Genomic DNA, 16,773 nt, shown 5'->3' on the forward strand with positions numbered 1-16,773 from the left:
GAAAATGATATTATTATCTATTATTTGCCTTTTGCTTTCTCGATAATACCACTACTGCGATAATAAATAATAGAAATACACCAACGATAAAACCAATAAACCACCAGTTAAAGCCTGTATCTTCTTTTACAGAAAATACTTCAGCGGTCTCACGATCTAATCCAATTCGATATTCTCCTTTATCATTTGCTCGAAACGTATGGTCACCTAAATACCCTCGCAGTTCTTTCCCTTTTTCCAAGTCTGTAATCGTAACAGAGCGTGTTTTTACATCATTATTAATGGCAATATACATCGTTTCCTCGTTGTAAGTTCGTTTAAACAAGATCATTGCTCCATCCGTACCAACTAATTCATAGCTTCCTCGACGCAAAGCAGGAAACTGATTGCGTAAAGAAGATATCCGGTTAAAGAATTCCTTTATTTCTTTTCCGCCACTGTTAAATTCTACCATCCGCTGTACTTCTTCTAACGTTTTACCATACATGGGAAGTTCCGTACCTTGATATACAACCGGAACGTCTGGCATAGAATACAAATATGTTAAAGCTAACGACCATGCTGTCAGTGGATTTCTGCCATTCTCCGCTAAGGTTTGGGTAAATCGTTCCACCGATTCATCATCCATAAATAACATGCTTAATGCATTAACATCCATTGTTTCTTCATAAATTTTTTCCGGTGAAACTCCTGGTTTAGAAAAAACGCTACTCATAGCTTGTTGTGCTTGATGATTATCAACTGCATCGATATGATCATTCTCCTGTAATGACGTTACATCGGAATTTGTGTCTAATACGTCTGCTAGCAAATAAAAATTTTCATCCTTTTCTTTTATCTTACTTGTAAGGAGATTTAAAAATGTTTGCGATGATTGGTCTGCTGCATGTAATTGAAAACCATCAATATTGGTTTCATCCATCCAATACATTGCTACATCGACTAAGTAATCCTGTACCTCTTCATTCTCTTGGTTCAGCTTAATGACATTTTTCCCCCAAGCTGTGTCTACATCATTTGCTTCAATCCAAGATTGCTTTGATTTGTCCTTAACAATTGGATGGCTCTTGGCAACATAGTTTGTAACAAGCTCTAATACTACCTTTATATCTCTTTGATGGGCTTCATCAATAAGTTTTTTCAAGCTTTCCATATCTCCATATTGCTCTTCCACGTTGTAAAAATCTTCTATCCAATAACCATGATAACCATCTGGTGCATTTTCCATAATTGGGGAGAGTACGATCGCAGTATACCCAACTTCTTCAAACGTATCTAACCTTTCTGTAATCCCTTCCAAATCACCACCATGGTAAGTCATTGGATTATCCAAATCGATTTGTTTATCGATCTGAGCATTTGCATTACTATAGCGATCTACAAGGATACGGTAAAAAACTTCTTCTTGAATTCCTTTGTCTTCCGCTTGTGCAAATGTTGGTACACAAGCAAATAATCCAAAACTAACTAGCATTAGTGCGATTATGTTTTTCATGCGTTCATTCCCCCATCCATCTATATTTCCTCTTGTCCTATTATTAAGTGTTTTCATCAATAGTCAAGCCTTAAAAACAGATTGTTAAAAAACCTTCACTTGCTGGATGCATTGTAATGTCTACCTGCTGCTCAAAAAGAAAATAAAGTAAATCTTCAATCAGTGGGGGTTTTCATTCATTCCCAACGGATTGTTAATACCATAATGGTATGACCTAAAGGCCTCTTACGAAATAGGATATTTAGGTGCTGCTATCTCCCACTTATGCTTGTTGCAGTACAGATTATTTAACTCCTGAAGCGGGAGTCTTACAGCATCTTATATACGGAATAAAGTGGAATGTCAAGTATTGGGGGCTTGATCCCAAATATGATTTGCATCGAATATTTGACTCTGCATTTGGACTCTCCACTTATCCTTACTCGGGTTCACCTCGTAGGATGGAAAGACAATGGTCTCACTGCCAGTTACACGCGGGTTAAATAGACTTAAAAGAGCATTGCAATAACCTTATCACATCGAAATTATTACTGCATGATACTACATTTTTTTAGACATGGAATAATGGGTTGCTAGCCCAAATTTTCATCAAATGAAACGAACAAAGGCGCGGGGCGCCCGTTTAGCAATCGTAGCGAATGGAACGAATCAAATAAAGATAAAGGAATCATGCCACTAAAAACAGGGGTATGCCGACGCCTGAGCGGCAAGCCCGTTTTTAGTCGGCCTTCCTCTTTGCGACGAACCGATGAGGCCTTATCGTAGGGCGCATTTCTAAAGTCGCATCGTTGCTGGGCTCATGCGCTGGACGTGACTATTCGGTTATTTCATTATCCATAAGCACCTAATTTTATAGTTTCCTATACAAGAACAAAAAAGGTTGTCCCCCCTTTTATAAGGACAACCTTTCTAGCAATTTTAAACGCTTTTAAAACATGTATAAATCAGCTAGACACCCATAGGTAAGCGTACAAATCCTAATACGAGAAGGAGGATGACAGCAATAATAAATTGAATCCATAATGCTTTTAATGGCTTCTGTTTTGGTAAACGAACAAGTAGCATTTCCATAATTACAATCATCCAAATACCAGCAACCCCTTTAACAATTGCCTCTGGCAATAAATCCCCTCCATTAAAATAAGGAGTAATTAATTCGCCACCAGAATATAAGATAAGCAAATAATCCAAGCGCAAAATCATATGTATGATTTTACCTGCTTTCGTATTTCCTTTCTTGTACATAACATAAGCGATCGCAAACAAAATAAAGCCTAACGCCCATGCAGTTATATGCAAATGTGTATTCATGAAACAATCTACCTCCTATTTCCAATTCAACTATTGCTATCATATCATGATCCTAGTAATATTTCATTTTTAACACTTTAACTATTCTTATTAGATATACCTTCGTTTACATCTATTTGGTAGTTTAAAAATGTATAAGTCAAGTCCTTTATCAATGCGGTTTTCCTTCTCCTCATCGTTGATCAGATGAACAAGCTTGCGGGATAGATCCTACATTTTCCTCTTATTTTTGTCTCGTAACATGAAAAAAGCAGACAGTTATAACCACCCGTTTAACGGTCGCTTGGCTCATCCTTATAAGTACATGTTACTATTAACGCCTTAAATGCGTAGTTTCGCAAGCTTATGTTGATTCTAATTATTAAGTTTATCTGCTATCATAGCTGCTTTTATTTGATTTTTTATATACTTTTTAGTTACATACGGGGTAAAGCGTTTTCGGAGATAAAGATACTGGCATACCTGGCCTATCTTTTACTATCGAAGTTGTCATTTTTTTAAAAACCCGATAAAAGGCTTGTTTGATACCCCTCCGTGAAAGACGATTGGTAATACAATACAAAATTGTGAACTTCGGCGAATGAATTGTAAACTTCGAGCAACCTCGTTGTAAACTTCGGCGAATTGGTTCTGAACTTCGGCTGTTCTCCATCAAATACTATATAACTTTTCTTCATAGCAAACTTTCTTGCATTAGTTTTCACATTTATCAGAACAAAACCGTTTTTCTAGCTGGCAGTGGCTATAAAAACTGGTATACTATGTTTGTAGACTATTTTTAAAATTCGGAGGGATCGTATGGGACTAACAAGTCAACAAATTATTGACCAAACACAGGAATACGGTGCGAAAAATTATCATCCACTCCCTGTCGTTATTTCAAAAGCGGAAGGGGTTTGGGTAGAAGATCCTGAAGGAAACCGCTATATGGACATGCTAAGTGCATACTCAGCAGTAAACCAGGGACATCGCCACCCCAAAATAATTAATGCGCTTAAAGAGCAGGCTGACCGTTTAACATTAACATCCAGAGCTTTTCATAATGATCAGCTTGGTCCTTGGTTTGAAAAAATTTGCAAGCTAACCAATAAAGAAATGGTTCTCCCGATGAATACGGGTGCAGAAGCGGTGGAAACAGCTATTAAAGCTGCGAGACGCTGGGCTTATGATGTCAAAGGAGTAGCCGAAAATAAAGCGGAAATTATCGCTTGTGAAGGTAATTTTCATGGTCGAACAATGACCGCTGTCTCGTTATCCTCGGAAGCCGAATATAAGCGTGGCTTCGGTCCAATGTTGCCTGGTATCAAAATTATCCCTTACGGAGATACCGATGCACTAAAAGCTGCGATTAATGAAAATACTGCTGGATTTCTATTTGAACCAATTCAAGGAGAAGCAGGTATTGTGATTCCACCGGATGGCTTTTTACAAGAAGCTTATCAGATTTGCAAGGAAAACAATGTGCTTTATATTGCTGATGAAATCCAGTCTGGTCTTGCCCGTACAGGAAAGATGTTTGCTTGTAATTGGGAAAATGTAACACCTGACATGCAAATTCTCGGAAAAGCTCTAGGTGGTGGAGTATTTCCGATCTCATGTGTAGTAGCCAACAAAGATATTCTTGGTGTTTTTAATCCCGGCTCCCATGGCTCCACCTTTGGAGGCAATCCGTTAGCATGTGCTGTGTCCATCGCTGCATTAGAAGTGCTAGAAGAGGAAAATTTAACAGAACGGTCATTGGAATTAGGGACGTATATGATGAATGAGTTAAAGACAATTATGAATCCAAAGATTAAAGAAGTACGGGGGAAAGGATTGTTTATCGGTGTTGAGCTTACCGAACCAGCTCGTCCGTATTGTGAAGCTTTAAAGGAAAAAGGCCTCCTATGTAAAGAGACGCACGAAAACGTCATTCGTTTTGCTCCTCCATTAATTATTGAAAAAGAAGATCTAGCTTGGGCAATTTCACATATTAAAGAAGTTTTAACGCCATAAAAAAAGCAGCTTGGATACATGCCAAGCTGCTTTTTTTATGCGGTCTCTTTCCGCATACGTTGCTTTTGTTTATAAGTAAGGCTTCTCCATAACCACTCTAACGGTCCATAGCGGAATTTTCGCAGCCACCAGCTACTATACACCATTTGTAAACCATAAATAATAATTGCTATTCCTACTCCTTGTAATGGAGTAATATGCCCATACCAACCGAGTCCGATGCCGTAAAACAAGAAAACACATATAATGGACTGCATAATATAGTTCGTAAATGCCATTCTTCCTACAAAGATAAATGGACGTATCATTTTTGCGCCTGTTTCTGTTTGCGCTAGTAGTGTAATCGAACAAATATAAAATAGTGCTGAAAACAATCCGCCAATGCCGTCCTGTGCAAGCTCAAACCATAATGGATTTCCAAATCCATATGGACCTAATTTAAATAAAAGAAACAAAATAAGTGAAACCCACCATAATTGTTTTAAAACCGGCTGATGTTCTGCTGGTTTATGAAGCCAACGCTTCCTTCCAACATACATACCAATTAAAAATAACGGTAATAGCATAAACGGGAGGATAAAGAGGCCCAAGCCATTTCCGAACATCCAATCTTGCGCATTTTGTGACCAAATAGCAAGGAGAGATTTACTTTGATAGTTTGCAATGATTGACTGCACAGGCACTAATGGCTCCTGTTCATGCATATCCGTTACCCCACTTAACAGATACGATATAAATGTGAAAAATCCTACGAACCCACCTAACAAGCCGATGGCCCAATAAATTAATGTACGATCTTTCACTTTTAAGTACAACAATGCAAGCAAACCAACTAATGCATAGGTGATTAAAATATCTCCATACCATATTCCAAATGCATGAATGACACCAAATAATAATAAAAACAGCAATCTACGAGTAAGAAGTGGAACAACCTCAATATTTCTCAACTGCAGGCGATCATTCATTAATTGTAAGCCAAACCCGAATAAAAAGGAAAATAAACTATAAAAACTGGCTTGGAAAACGATATCAATGACAGCGAGTGTTGTTTCATCAACGGCTGTATTCCAAACTGTGTTCTCCCCACCATAGTGAAAGTGCGGAGAACTGAATGAAAGTATATTAACAATTAGTATGCCAAAAATGGCAAATCCCCTTGCCGCATCTATCCAATGAAGCCTATCTTTTTCTTGCACTGGTGAAGCTTGTTGACTCATAAACACATTCCTTTCCTTAGAGAAACTAGCATAATTGAACAGAGGTAAAAGCCATGTCAATATTGCTTATGTATTAAATATAAGTGAAGCAACAGCCTTTCACAAGCTTTTTATGCATATATTACCAACTGATCCGCCAAAAAATAATCCTTCCTGTTCAATCCTTCAACAAAATCCTTCTTTCACATAAACATAATATAAAGGAAACTGCAAACAAGGATTGTTTTCTACTCGAAAATGAAAAAAAGCGAAATCACCACATCATATTAGGAGAAGCACATATCGATTAACTTTAAAGACGGATGAGGGAGCTTTGAAAAAATACGTAGAATAAAGTATCTTCAATCGGTTGGGGGTTTCATTCATTCCCCACGGCTTGTTAGTAGCCCAAGGGTTGACCTAAAGGCCACTTACAAAATTGGGTATTTAGGTGCGCTGTTATCTCCCACTTAGATTCGTTGCAATACAGATATCCAACTCTTAAAGCGGGAGGCTTACAGCACTTTATATACGGGATAAAAAATTTTTCCAGCCTCATATGACAATACCTTTGTATTCAAACATCCTGTCAATTAAACAGTTAGACACAAGATGCTGTTTTTGTCCATTTTGCACCTTAGTATCATATATAAGAATCCACAGTATCATAGGTTGCTAATTAAAGGGGGTATTAAAATGCCAGCAAAAGTGGGGGCAGTCAAAGTCGTTAATATTTCATCTTCCAGTATTTTTAATATTGGCGATGTGTATTCTATGTCTCCAAACAGTACTGCTAAAACATACGCTGGTGGGGGATCATTTAATACCGGAGACGGGATTCGTGTAAATTTGGGTAATGCTAAAACTTATATAAACGATTCGGATCAGGTGGATATGTCAAATAACTAAATAGTGTACGGGAGGGGTTAAGATGCCTATAACGGTTCATCAGACCATAAGTATTTATATGATTAAAGTTGGGGCGATTACAAATTCATCGGTTTTACAAATTGGCACTACAGGAAGCGTACAATCTCAGTCTGATATTTATAACACTGGTGGATACACAGAGCCTGTACAAACAGCTGAGTTGACAGGTGAAGCTGTTCCTCTTGTCCCTTTAGCTCCTTAAAAAAGCACATTTTTTTCCTTCCTGCATATAGTAAACATAGGCATTCGTCTATATATGGCAAAGGAGGATTTCGATGAACCATTCAAATTGGTCCGCATATATGTACGATATTCATGAATATATGAGACAGCAGCAAGCATTAATCCAGCAGTTACTATCACGGGTGAATGAACTGGAGGAAAAACTGCAAAACACAAAGTCAAATCGAATTGAAAAGGTGGAATATCATTTTGACCAACTAAAAATTGAACAATTAGACGGTACACTTCATATCGGATTGTCTCCACAGGATCTCGCTAACTTAGAAGAAGACTGCTCTATTGGGCAAGTTAAGCCTCCTAACTATCAACCACCTTTAAAACAAACCATTCAAGCAGAATTAAACGATTATTTGCACCAAAATGGGCCTGCCATGATCCGCCAATTAGCATCAGAATATAACGTAGGTGTAGATGACGGATACCCTTCCATTCTAATTCAAGATATGATCAAGCAACTCCCAGGACGAATTGCCTTTTATGAAAAAGAAGCCCATAACCAAAAAAACCTACGAACAAAGGAAGAGCTCCATGCATATATAGCAGATAAAATAAAAAATGAAATTGATCAGTCTTTACGAAAGTATATGGATACACAACGATAGAAAGGATAGTAAATATGTATATGGAAGTTCATAATTGGGGACTAAATATTGGTAACGTCCAAGTTGATAACATCTCCTCTTCATCTGTGCTTCTCATCGGGGATAATGAAGAATTTCTCCTTTCGTCCTTTTTTGATACACCGCCTGAAGCATTTACGATAGGAAATATTGTTCCATTAGCACTTACTTAAAAAGGGGATGAAATTATGGATAAACGAACCGCTGTCGTCGACAATCTGTTTACGAACTCTGTTTCAAATAGTAGTGTTCTATCTATCGGAGATACGAATCATGCTGCATTAAAATTTAAGGGGCTTGCTGTCCAAAAACAAGTTCCTACTTTTTCCCAAGAAGATGAAGAATCGTTCGATTATCCACTGTTCCAGCGTGATACCAATTGGCCAACCCCTAATATCGGGGTCCGAAAAACAACGATGCATCATAACCAAAACATATGTGTAGCAAACATCGCAACAATCGGTGTTAGCAGTTCGTCATTATTACAAATCGGTAGCTTAACTAGAGGCTATGCAGAAGCTCGTGTGAAGCATTTCCGTAAATTGAAAGAAACAAATGACACTTCGTGAATGGACAATATGGATTATCAGCATGGTTGCGCACTAATATCCCAAAAATTCATACGCTATAGAAACAGAAACTTAGTAAAAGGTGGTTTCCTATGCCCTCAATTGTTGGTCCAATTAAAATTGTTAGTGTTGGTGGTGGAGTCGTAAATTTTGGGGATTCCTTTTATATAGCTCCAAAAGAGTCTACAAAAACAAATGCTGGTTCTGGTTCATTGAACACAGGAGATTTCATCTGCACCAATAACGGTGTTAGTTCAACAAATCCATTTGATCCTGATATAAACGATCAAAATTTAACTGCAAATGCTTAAAAGTAAGGCCGTGTACAAGTAATACCACGGCCTATCGTTTTTGTAAAACATCAGCGTATTTTAAATTCCATCCCTATCAAAGTTGGATCTTTTAATAAAATTGTTTGGCATAACAGCACAACTAAGAATATATGCCTTGCCATATTATCATTTCTCGAATCGCACCAACCAACTGAGAAGTATACGATAAGTTATCACTGTATAGAGCTACCCTCTTCCTGCAAGCAGCGAAACTCCGCCTTTACGTCCATCAAATAGAAGGGCATTTCACCTATCGTGCTATAGTCAAACGGTGTCAGCGTTTCATCCCTTATCGCTATGAAAATTATCTACGTATAAACCGCTCCCCCCTCTTTGTCGATGTGACCAATTATTTGCTAAGCAAAGCCATTACCGAATAGGAAGAAATAGATAGCAAAGAGATTACAGCACGTATAGACTGATTCACAACTGATAGGAAACCGATACCGAAATCACGCATTCATTTTTTAGTGAGGCAAACATCGGTTGACATACAATGAGTCATCTATTATACATTTCATGCATATATCGCAAGCAACAATTGTTTAGTATGATATGCACACGGTATGCAATTCTTGAGACATACAAGGCGCGAGCACCTATGGAACCCGAACAAGCTCCTGTATCGTAAAGAAATACAGATAAGTTTCTAATACTGGTTGTTTCCAAATGGTTTGCACAGCGTGCCGATAAAGTTTCATTTGTGTTTGATATCTTTGTAGCATCTTTTTCTCCTGCGCCTTTGTCCACTCTCCATGTATCATATCCGTTTTATAATCAAGGATAATCCATCCATCCTCTTTTGGGAAAATGGCATCAATTACCCCTTGAATTAATACTTGTTCTTCGTCATCTTGCCAGTTAGGATAAACTTCTGGTGCTGGGAGCGTTAAACTAAATGGAACTTCTCGCTGCACATACGGTGCCATTATCATAGCTTGAGCAATCGGAGTTTGATAGAAATGCTCGATCGCCGAAAGATCCATTTGCTCTACTGCCTCTCTACCGATAATTTCTTTCTCCACCATTTTTTCCAGTTCTTCCTCAATTTCCGCAGCGGTTAAAATACGGTCTAAAGGTAAATGCTGCATCGCCTTATGCACGATTGTACCTTTTTCAGCAGCCGATAGCTTTTTTTCCTTTTGCATAAAAGCAGGGCGTCTCACAATCGGTCTTTGAAAAGGAGTGATCAGCTGGTCACTGCTATATTCATCTTTTAACTCCTGCTGTCGCTTTAATTCCGTTACCGTTTGTTTCGCTCTTGATTTAGCTGCTTCTATATAAGGATAGGTATAATTCAATCGTTGTTGCACCGCTTCTCCTAACTGTTCGTTGGCGAGCGTAAATGGTCTCCAGTCAGAAATATGCTGATAGAGCTGGTCATCTTTTTGGTCTTCCAGATCATCCTGTTCAACTAGCTCGCTAGCGTGAAGTATGTGTATATCCCAGCCCGAAGGATCCTGTTGAATCTCTTGGTCCACTTGCTCACCAATCTCTCCTAATCGTAGCACGTCATTTGCATGGTGACGAAGCAAAGCAGGAGCTACCCAGTCTAGATATGTCTTGGCTTCTATTCGACTATAAGTTGGCAACACCCAGTCAGGATGGTTTTGAATGGATTCCCATTTTTCTTGTTTCTTTTCAAAAGATGCCACGTTTCCAACCATGACGAGCTTTTCCTTAGCTCGTGTTAAAGCGACATATAATACGCGCATTTCTTCCGCTAGTTGATCTCGCAACATTTCCTGTTTTAATGCATGATAATAAAGTGTAGGGTAGGAAATTCGTTTAACTGGGTCAATATACTTACTGGCAAAACCATAATCTTTATGCAATAAATATTTTTTGTTTAAATCGCTTAAATTAAATTGCTTATCCAATCCACCAAGCAGAACGATAGGAAATTCCAAGCCCTTACTTTTATGAATCGTCATGATTCTGACAACATCTTCCTGTTCACTCAATGCTCTTGCGGCTCCTAAATCGTCCCCTCGCTCTTCCATCCGTTCAATAAAACGAAGAAAGCGAAATAAGCCACGAAATGAAGTCATTTCATATGTTCGGGCACGATCATATAGCGCACGAAGATTAGCTTGCCGCTGTCTTCCTCCTGGCATACCACCAACGTAATCGTAATAAGCCGTTTCCCGATATATTTTCCAAATTAATTCGGAAAGAGCACCTTGTCTGGAAGCCGATCGATAGCGTCGCAGTTGGTTTAAAAATAGGGCAATTTTATCGGATAACGGACCGGTATTCTCTTTTGCATAAGTAGTTAATGCATCATAATAAACTTGTTTTTTCCTTGCTAGGCGAATGGTTGTCAATTCTTCTTCACTTAAACCGACAATCGGTGATCGTAAAACAGCTGCTAGGGGGATATCCTGTCTTGGATTGTCCACTACCTTCAAAAAGCTAATCATCACTTTAACTTCTATAGCTGCAAAATAACCAGCTGACAGTTCTGCATATACGGGAATTCCTTGTTTTTTAAGTTCATCCGTAATCACAGGTGCATCGGTCATCGAACGCAACAGTATGACAATATCGCGATATTGCACATCGCGTTGTTGTTGTGTTTTTTTATCTACTACTTGTGGTTTCCCATCTTCTTGACCGATCCATTGTTTTATTTTTCTAGCATAAATACGCGCTTCTAGTTCAGCTTTTTCTAAATCAACGAAACGCTCATGCGCTGTTTCTGTTTTTTCATCCGTTTCTCGGTCAATGATGATTAATTCTGGGTTCGGATCTGCAAGTGGAAACGCATCATATATTTTATTTCCATATATAAGCTCTGCATTTTCATCATAGTTTATTTCTCCAAGTGACTCATCAATGATTTGTCTAAACAGATAATTGGTTCCCGTTAAAACCTGCGATCTACTTCTAAAATTACGTGACAAATCTATTCGCTTAGCAAGATGTTCAGACTGTGCGAAGCGATTGTACTTTTTAATAAACAAGGAAGGCTCTGCATGTCGAAAACGATAAATACTTTGCTTTACATCTCCCACCATAAACCTATTTCCTGCACCGATTTGATCACTAATTAATGATAGTATAGTTTCTTGGACAAGGTTTGTATCTTGGTACTCATCAATCAATATTTCGGTAAATTGACGTTGGAAGTTCGTTGCTACTTTTGATGGTATTGGTGCATGGAACGTTCCGTCTTCCATCAACACTTGTAGGCAAAGATGCTCTAAATCTGAAAAGTCAACAAGGGCACGTTCTTTTTTCTCTTCCTGAAATTTAGACTTAAATGCTTTTACAAGTAAAGCTAATTGCTTCATAACAGGAGCCATCTCACGCATATCGTCTAAATGACTGGCTAAGTTCCTAGTAAACCAACCCTGCTTCATATTTGTCCAACGCTTTTTATAGTTATCTCGTAATTTTTTTACTTGTTTTTTCTTTTCTTCATTGACTTCTGCTTTTTTACCAGATAGTTTTGCAAACGTACTTGCTTCCATCCAAGCGTGTAATTGCTGCCAGTCATTAAGATACCGTCTTGCTTCTTGAACGAGAGTGAGATCCTGCTCAATGGTTTCCGCATAATGATATGGACCATCACTTTCTCTCGTTATGTCCATAGCTTGCTGTATTTCCTGCTCCATTGCACGTAATTGTTCCCTTACTTCACGCTTTAAAATAGATAACCAGCTTAATTCCGATTCTTCCATATTTTCCGGTATATCATATGCTTCTGCTAAGCCATCCAGCCACTGATCTGGCCATGGATTTTTCACTGCAAAATCATATAATTGTAAAATTAACGTCTCGACGTCAGCATCACTTCGATCATTTGAAAACCGATCAACAACTTGGAAAAATTCTTCCTGTTCTGTCCCCGTTGCACCATACCATCCTTCAAATAAGTCATCTAAAACTTCTTGTTTAATCAATTCTGCTTCTATATCATTAGCAATTCGAAATGCTGGATCCACGTCCAGTAAATAAGCATACTGTTTGACGACATCTAAACAAAATGCGTGTAGTGTCGAGATGGATGCCCGTTGTAATAACGATAACTGCTTTTTTAAATGTAACGAAGCAGGATTTTCCTCCAATGCTTTTTCTAAAGCTGCACCAACTCGATTACGCATTTCCTGTGCGGCTGCATTTGTAAAAGTCACTACAAGTAAAGAATCAATATCTACAGGATTCTCTTTGTCTAATAGTTTTTGAATAATCCGCTCTACTAAAACCGCTGTTTTACCTGAACCCGCTGCAGCTGCGACAAGAATATCAGATCCTTTTGTATAAATTGCTTCTTCTTGTTCTTTTGTCCAGCTCACCATGTAGGTTCCTCCTTCTGCCGAATCTGTTTCAGTATCTCATCCTGTTTCATATCTGTTAGTTTTCGATAGTTATTAGTTGGTATCGTCGGATCAAATTGACATACCGACTGAAATGGACAATGCGTACAAGCAACTTGCTGTTTATAATAATACGGATTTAAATGTATTCCTCCATGTGTCATATCCATTCCTGCTTGTACCATCAAGTGATGAACATGCTGCTGCAAGCTCTTAAACGTCTGCTCATCTGCTATTCTCGAATAACTGTAAAATCCGCCATTTTTCTTGATGGCAGCTGGAATGATTTGGCTCGTACCAGATTCTAATGCTATATCCATTAGCTTAGCTATATCTTCATCTGCTAACAAAAGACCTTGCATCTTGTACTTTTTAAATAATTCTTTTTCAATCGTCGCATCATCGAGCTTGTCCTTTTCCGCTATCATCGGATTGTGTACATGGAAGTACAGCACTCCCGCTGGTGTTGCTTTCACTCCTAGCCATTGTTCCGAATAAGTAATGACTACATCCAGATAAGCTAACATTTGCAAAGCCAATCCATAGTATACTTCAAGCAGATTTAATTCTTTGGCACTCGATTTATAATCAATAATTCGTAAAAATAAATCATCATCTTTTACTGCTTTATCAACACGGTCGATCCGGCCGCGAAGCATTAATTCAAAGCCATTTCTTAACGGAATGGTTAATGGCGGTAAATCTTGGTTGTTTCCAAATCCCAATTCTAGACCTACTGGAGAAAAGTGACTTTTTCTCGCTTGTTCACTTAGCACATAAGTCGCTCTTGCAATCACTTCTTCTAACTTCTGTTGAATATACTGATACCGATTCGAACTATGCAAGATTTGATGCTGTAATATAGGAGACAGCTTCGTTACTGCCTGATGTGCATACGAATTTGCATCCGCTTGCGTCAGTTGAGAAAAATCTTTTTCCCCTTTTTGAACCCATTCCGTAATAGTTTTTAGTGCTTCGTGAAACAACTGACCAATATCAGGTGCATCCAGTTTGTATGTGCGCCTTTCTTCCAAACCTAGACTGTACTTGGCAAAATGCTGATAGGAACAGCGATAATAAGTCTCTAATCTGGAAACACTTGCTTTTATTTGCTTTGGATAAAGCTGCTCTACGGTCTCTTTTGATAGGTTACTAGGTTTATTTTGATAATATAAGCTTTGCAAAATACGATATGTCGTAGCGTACTTTTCTTCATGTTTGATATACCAATTAAGTACATGCCACCAGATTGGCTTTATCGGATAGCCCTTGCGATACCTTGATAGCTGCGCTGTTAAGGCAGCTCTTGTTTTGTTAGGTGTAGTCACAAAACGGTCCGCTTCTAGCAATTCATCTGGCTCTTGCAGCAATAAATGTTCACAACAGTTTGGAAACAAACTTTCCATCCGTTTGATAAGCTGGGACGGCATTTTCGTGTTTCCTTCCTCATCACTTAACGGATAGCTGATCCATAGCTGGTCGCTTGCTACTGTAAAAGACACATACATATAAAACCAGTCATCTAATAACTGGCGTTTACTTGTCTCGGCAAGCTGCACACCATGACCAGCTAGTAAATCCCGTTCCTGTTCATTTATCAATCCGTCCGCTGGCGGTTTCATTGGCCACATGCCTTCATTTACACCTAGTAAGAAAGCACATCGAATATCGCTTATTCTTGAACGGTCAATGGAACCTACGATAACATGATCTATACTTGGTGGAACATGGGCAAACTTCAATGTGTTTAGACCTGCTTCCAGTGTTTTACGAAATACGGTCAATGACATGGCTTCTTCTCCTGCTATTTCCACTATCTCATCCAATAATTGAATGACCGCGTCCCACACTTGTTCCTGTTCTCGTCCCTTTTCAATCTCAAATTGCTCATCATATTCTGCTCGCATTTGCTCCAATCTTGCAGGGACCTGCAGCTCTTCCAATAGCTGATACAAGCAGGTACATCGATCTGTTACCGTTTGAGCTTCTCTCATTTCTTTATCAAACCACTCGAAAGCTTCTGTTACTTGGTCCCGATAACGATTAATTCGTATTTGCATTTCCCGCTCTATATCTGTTTGTGCCGTTTGATCAAACCCACGGAAACGCTGAAAAACCCACTCTTTTTCAGAAAACCAACTCGTCCGTGAACGAACACCGTACTCCAAAACATAATTTTCCAATTCATCTATGGCGTCTGCAGTTAAAGGATATTGCTTATCCCTACTAGGTATAAAGCCTGTTTTTAACAACCGAAAAACAGCGTCATAACGCCAATTGCCTTCCACAACATCCAAACTAGAGCGGATAAATTCCATTAAAGGATGATTTAACATCGTCCGTTTTTCGTCAATAAATACAGGTATATCATAATCGTGAAAAATCGTTGCGATCAAATCATGATACATGTCTGGCTGCCTTATGAATAAGGCGATATCTTGATAACGATAGCCTTTGTCTCTTACTAAATGAATAATTTGCTGTGCTGCTCCCTCCACCTCTGCCCGCGGATGGACTGCCTCAGCAATTTGCAAAGGCACTTGCCCATGGTAAGCTGGTGCCGGGCGTTCATCAAAGTATTTTTCCAAATGCGCAAAATAGGCACGCTCCCGAAAGCGTCCATATTTCGGATCTAGTTCAATGGTCTCTTCTATTGCTACATCTACCGAAGCAGCCATTTGCTTCAATAGATGGTATGTTTCCTTTGTTTGGTAAAACAAATCCACTTCTGATGCTGGTTCTTCTTCTGGCTTATCCACAGTTAACGCGATCGTTACTTGCTTACACTTTTTTATCAACGCTTCTACTACCATTAATTCGGTAGGTGTAAAACGATAAAAACCGTCCACATAGATTTCTGCTTCTTCAAGTAACGAAGAATGAGCGATCTTTTCTGCAAGCAACTGTAATTGATCTTCACCGTCCATATATTTTCCTTGCAATGAAAATAGTAACTTTTCATAAATATACAGCAAGTCTTCCAATTTATGAATCAGACCCTCTTCCCCGGCCTCTTTATGTACGTAGCTGTTCATATGCTCTATTTTGGCATGCAATAATTCAGGCGTAATTGCATAGCGTTTAAATTCAGTAATCATCGTTTCCAGCTGGTCAATAAATCCATGTTTTTCCATAGCGTGTTGAAAAACATGCCACTCTCCTTGCTTTTCTTCCATGATCTTCCGCAGCATCATTTGCATCCCTACAGTACTAATAAATTGCTTATTCCCACCACCTGTTGCTTGTAAGACTCGCCAAGCCAAGCGAGAAAAGCTAACCACCTGTGCACGTATACTTCCGCGGATTGCTTGATCCTTAAACAGCTTATACTCCTGCTGAAACGTCATTTGATCTGGAACGATACAAAAAATGGCTGAACCTTGTGGGCGATTTAATAATTTCTCCTTTATTTCATCAAATATTCGGCCGCTTTTCCCTGTACCAGCACGACCTGTTATAAAGCGAAGCCCCATTACTCACTTCCCCTTTCGTAAATATATCCACTGAGCGTGTAATGAAAATATCCGCTACTATGCCCTCTGATTATGTGGACGCAATAGAACTTTATATTCCAATATTTTCCGCTCCAAACCATGTGGCAAACTTGCTTAAAACATAGTAAAACAGAAAACGGACAGAGGACCCTTTCTTTTTCTTTAAGACTGGGAATCATCCGCCCGTACTAATATATAATCGTTGTTCTTATAGCACTAGTATATCATGTATCTTTGAAAAAAACGTGTAGTTTGTTTTCGAA

General features: G+C 38.7%; 12 protein-coding genes. 7 read left to right on the plus strand and 5 right to left on the minus strand.

Features of this window, described 5'->3' with window-relative positions:
* Positions 1-13 precede the first annotated feature (13 nt).
* On the minus strand, positions 14-1,495 hold the full coding sequence (locus BKP57_RS03765) for an alpha-amylase family glycosyl hydrolase (RefSeq protein ID WP_050350288.1): 1,482 nt from the start codon (positions 1,493-1,495) through the stop codon (positions 14-16).
* A 948-nt stretch (positions 1,496-2,443) separates the two neighbouring features.
* A complete protein-coding gene (locus tag BKP57_RS03770) occupies positions 2,444-2,806 on the minus strand; it encodes a YisL family protein (protein WP_050350287.1) in 363 nt (120 codons plus the stop codon).
* 798 nt (positions 2,807-3,604) lie between these two features.
* Between BKP57_RS03770 and BKP57_RS03775 the strand changes: the two genes are divergently transcribed.
* On the plus strand, positions 3,605-4,801 hold the full coding sequence (locus BKP57_RS03775) for an ornithine--oxo-acid transaminase (protein WP_050350286.1): 1,197 nt from the start codon (positions 3,605-3,607) through the stop codon (positions 4,799-4,801).
* Between the two features lie 35 nt (positions 4,802-4,836).
* Here the strand turns inward: BKP57_RS03775 and BKP57_RS03780 are convergent, their stop codons facing one another.
* Positions 4,837-6,021: a DUF418 domain-containing protein gene (locus BKP57_RS03780; RefSeq protein ID WP_072741004.1), complete on the minus strand. Its 1,185-nt coding sequence runs from the start codon at positions 6,019-6,021 to the stop codon at positions 4,837-4,839.
* A gap of 675 nt (positions 6,022-6,696) precedes the next feature.
* Between BKP57_RS03780 and BKP57_RS03785 the strand changes: the two genes are divergently transcribed.
* From BKP57_RS03785 to BKP57_RS03810, 6 genes are all read left to right on the plus strand, one after another.
* Positions 6,697-6,909, plus strand: a complete 213-nt coding sequence (locus tag BKP57_RS03785) for a spore germination protein (protein WP_050350284.1) — start codon at positions 6,697-6,699, stop codon at positions 6,907-6,909.
* Between the two features lie 22 nt (positions 6,910-6,931).
* Complete coding sequence (locus tag BKP57_RS03790) at positions 6,932-7,132, plus strand: spore germination protein GerPB (RefSeq protein ID WP_050350283.1); 201 nt, start codon at positions 6,932-6,934, stop codon at positions 7,130-7,132.
* A 73-nt stretch (positions 7,133-7,205) separates the two neighbouring features.
* Complete coding sequence (gerPC, locus tag BKP57_RS03795; protein ID WP_050350282.1) at positions 7,206-7,775, plus strand: spore germination protein GerPC; 570 nt, start codon at positions 7,206-7,208, stop codon at positions 7,773-7,775.
* A gap of 20 nt (positions 7,776-7,795) precedes the next feature.
* A complete protein-coding gene (locus BKP57_RS03800; RefSeq protein ID WP_309245767.1) occupies positions 7,796-7,966 on the plus strand; it encodes a spore gernimation protein GerPD in 171 nt (56 codons plus the stop codon).
* Between the two features lie 15 nt (positions 7,967-7,981).
* Entirely contained in the window at positions 7,982-8,362 is a 381-nt protein-coding gene (locus BKP57_RS03805; RefSeq protein WP_050350280.1) for a spore germination protein GerPE, read from the plus strand.
* A gap of 92 nt (positions 8,363-8,454) precedes the next feature.
* Positions 8,455-8,673, plus strand: a complete 219-nt coding sequence (locus BKP57_RS03810) for a spore germination protein (protein ID WP_050350279.1) — start codon at positions 8,455-8,457, stop codon at positions 8,671-8,673.
* A 620-nt stretch (positions 8,674-9,293) separates the two neighbouring features.
* Here the strand turns inward: BKP57_RS03810 and addA are convergent.
* Together addA and addB are read right to left on the minus strand one after the other, a co-directional pair.
* Positions 9,294-12,998: a helicase-exonuclease AddAB subunit AddA gene (gene addA, locus BKP57_RS03815; protein WP_072741005.1), complete on the minus strand. Its 3,705-nt coding sequence runs from the start codon at positions 12,996-12,998 to the stop codon at positions 9,294-9,296.
* Positions 12,992-16,489, minus strand: a complete 3,498-nt coding sequence (gene addB / locus BKP57_RS03820; RefSeq protein ID WP_072741006.1) for a helicase-exonuclease AddAB subunit AddB — start codon at positions 16,487-16,489, stop codon at positions 12,992-12,994. The genes addA and addB overlap by 7 nt, the downstream gene beginning before the upstream one ends.
* Positions 16,490-16,773: the final 284 nt, after the last annotated feature.

Source organism: Virgibacillus sp. 6R (genome assembly GCF_001895305.1).
GTDB classification, from domain to species: Bacteria; Bacillota; Bacilli; order Bacillales; family Amphibacillaceae; genus Virgibacillus; species Virgibacillus pantothenticus.

Bases quoted from the DNA above. Each gene is read 5' to 3' on its own strand.
- gerPC (WP_050350282.1), top strand. From the start codon at position 7,206: ATGAACCATTCAAATTGGTCCGCATATATGTACGATATTCATGAATAT.
- BKP57_RS03805 (WP_050350280.1), top strand. From the start codon at position 7,982: ATGGATAAACGAACCGCTGTCGTCGACAATCTGTTTACGAACTCTGTT.
- BKP57_RS03775 (WP_050350286.1), top strand. From the start codon at position 3,605: ATGGGACTAACAAGTCAACAAATTATTGACCAAACACAGGAATACGGT.
- BKP57_RS03790 (WP_050350283.1), top strand. From the start codon at position 6,932: ATGCCTATAACGGTTCATCAGACCATAAGTATTTATATGATTAAAGTT.
- BKP57_RS03785 (WP_050350284.1), top strand. From the start codon at position 6,697: ATGCCAGCAAAAGTGGGGGCAGTCAAAGTCGTTAATATTTCATCTTCC.
- addB (WP_072741006.1), bottom strand. From the start codon at position 16,489: ATGGGGCTTCGCTTTATAACAGGTCGTGCTGGTACAGGGAAAAGCGGC.
- addA (WP_072741005.1), bottom strand. From the start codon at position 12,998: ATGGTGAGCTGGACAAAAGAACAAGAAGAAGCAATTTATACAAAAGGA.
- BKP57_RS03765 (WP_050350288.1), bottom strand. From the start codon at position 1,495: ATGAAAAACATAATCGCACTAATGCTAGTTAGTTTTGGATTATTTGCT.
- BKP57_RS03770 (WP_050350287.1), bottom strand. From the start codon at position 2,806: ATGAATACACATTTGCATATAACTGCATGGGCGTTAGGCTTTATTTTG.
- BKP57_RS03780 (WP_072741004.1), bottom strand. From the start codon at position 6,021: ATGAGTCAACAAGCTTCACCAGTGCAAGAAAAAGATAGGCTTCATTGG.
- BKP57_RS03800 (WP_309245767.1), top strand. From the start codon at position 7,796: ATGGAAGTTCATAATTGGGGACTAAATATTGGTAACGTCCAAGTTGAT.
- BKP57_RS03810 (WP_050350279.1), top strand. From the start codon at position 8,455: ATGCCCTCAATTGTTGGTCCAATTAAAATTGTTAGTGTTGGTGGTGGA.